We start from the raw sequence: 323 nt of genomic DNA, 5'->3' as shown, positions 1-323 counted from the left end.
ACATGGTTCGGACCGCGATCTTGCTGGCGCATCCGGTGAAGGGATGAGCGAGGATGAACCCAACTGCTCTCGGATGGATGATCGCGATCCTGGTGGCCGGACTGGCGCTCGGCTTCGAGGCCTTCAGGCTCGGAGCATTGGCCGGGCTTGGCCTGTACATCCTGGCGCTGGTTGTCCTCGTTAACCCGCGCTTCTGGTGGCCGAGCCGGCGTCGCCTCAGTCGCTGAGGGGATGAGCGAGACCGATCCGACCACGAAGGCCGCAGAGGCGCTGATCGCTGCCGGTCACTCGGTCGAGCCTATGGGCGCCGGCTTCGCGTTCTC

At 65.6% G+C, this 323-nt stretch carries 1 protein-coding gene; it reads left to right on the top strand.

Annotated features, from left to right (window positions below):
• Positions 1 to 77: 77 nt before the first annotated feature.
• Positions 78 to 227: a hypothetical protein gene (locus tag ACLBXO_RS31910; protein WP_447687938.1), complete on the top strand. Its 150-nt coding sequence runs from the start codon at positions 78 to 80 to the stop codon at positions 225 to 227.
• The last annotated feature ends 96 nt before the right edge of the window (positions 228 to 323 follow it).

The sequence above is a fragment of the Methylobacterium sp. C33D genome (assembly GCF_053345825.1).
This window is presented reverse-complemented; position numbering and strand designations above follow the sequence as displayed.

What these genes read in the sequence shown, in the direction of transcription:
- ACLBXO_RS31910 (WP_447687938.1), top strand. Translation starts at nt 78, where the DNA reads ATGATCGCGATCCTGGTGGCCGGACTGGCGCTCGGCTTCGAGGCCTTC.